Origin of the sequence: Acinetobacter sp. CFCC 10889, assembly GCF_003268395.1 — a bacterium.
Lineage (GTDB): Bacteria > Pseudomonadota > Gammaproteobacteria > Pseudomonadales > Moraxellaceae > Acinetobacter.
Genome location: NZ_LQXQ01000191.1, coordinates 1 through 371, shown reverse-complemented (window position 1 = coordinate 371; position 371 = coordinate 1). Strand labels below are relative to the sequence as shown.

The 371-nt window shown below is 41.2% G+C and carries 1 protein-coding gene and 1 pseudogene; both read right to left on the bottom strand.

Translation table 11 applies throughout. The annotated features are described in order from the left end of the window. Positions 1 to 40: 40 nt before the first annotated feature. Complete coding sequence (locus AVJ19_RS22135) at positions 41 to 184, bottom strand: hypothetical protein (RefSeq protein ID WP_162626698.1); 144 nt, start codon at positions 182 to 184, stop codon at positions 41 to 43. After that, positions 181 to 371: pseudogene (locus AVJ19_RS21340) on the bottom strand (hypothetical protein); the annotation flags it as partial. The gene AVJ19_RS22135 and the pseudogene AVJ19_RS21340, both read right to left, overlap by 4 nt.

Here is a 371-nt window from a genome sequence, read left to right as displayed (position 1 = left end):
TTGTGTTTTGCAAAATCTTCTGTAGCCATATTCATACCCATCACCCTAAATTTTTACGCTTCTTAAATTCTTCAACAGCCTTTTTATGTTCCCGTGACACCATACGAAAAATAAAAATAGCTGCAGTCACACCAAAAATGATTGCTCCAGCCGCCACCCATGCAAGAAATTCAAATCCATTCATAAGTCACCCACCAACCGTCTAATATCATCAATCGCCTTACCGCTTTTAACCTGCTCAGTGCTATATCGATACACTGAATAACCCAACTCTTGTGCCGAGTTATATTTCTCCATATCCCCTAAATAACCCTTACCCCTCGTATGCCTCCCCTGACTCCAAATCCCACCTTCAACCTCGATCAAAATCA

Coding starts and splice junctions, on each gene's coding strand:
- AVJ19_RS22135 (WP_162626698.1), bottom strand. CDS start 184: ATGAATGGATTTGAATTTCTTGCATGGGTGGCGGCTGGAGCAATCATT.